The sequence below is a fragment of the Mesorhizobium sp. M2C.T.Ca.TU.002.02.1.1 genome (genome assembly GCF_003997225.1).
The window spans coordinates 1-549 of the sequence record NZ_RZTO01001472.1 but is presented as its reverse complement, the minus strand read 5'-3'; the positions used below and the strand labels follow the sequence as shown (position 1 = coordinate 549).

General features: G+C 61.9%; 1 riboswitch.

What is annotated here, in order from left to right:
• Positions 1–252: 252 nt before the first annotated feature.
• Positions 253–459, bottom strand: a riboswitch (cobalamin riboswitch).
• Between the last annotated feature and the right edge of the window lie 90 nt (positions 460–549).

Below are 549 nucleotides of genomic sequence, written 5' to 3'. Positions count from 1 at the left end.
GGTCACGGTATCGCGGCACAGCGAACAGATGATGATGCGATGGCTCGAGCGCTTCACCGTTTCACGGAAACAGCGAACCGCTCTATCTTTTTGTTTTGACGCAATTCCAGACGGAAAACCGCTACACACTTTTCCTGGAATTGCTCTCGAGGCGTCCAGCATTTCCGTCACTTCCCCAAAATGGCGACGGAAGGATGCCGGACGAGCCGGCCGAAAGGCCGGTGCCCGCGTCTCCTCCCGGCACACCCCGTCCGGTCAACTCGTGTCGATGGCAGGTATCCTGGCTCGCGGGTCGTTGCGCCATCCGCCTTCCCAGCCTTGCCGGCCAGTGGCGTTTCGGACGGAGCTCGCCGCTCACAGTTGCGGGGGCAGCCACGGCCTCGACCCGAAGCAGGTCTTACCGTGTTCCCTTTTCACCCCTCGCCTTGCGGCTCGGGGACCATGACACAACGATCGTAGGTTGTCCGGCCGCGAGTCGCAACGGGCTTCCGCGCAACCTCGTCACCGTTGAAGCGGCCTGCCTGAAAAGATGCATTTCCGCCTCGATCC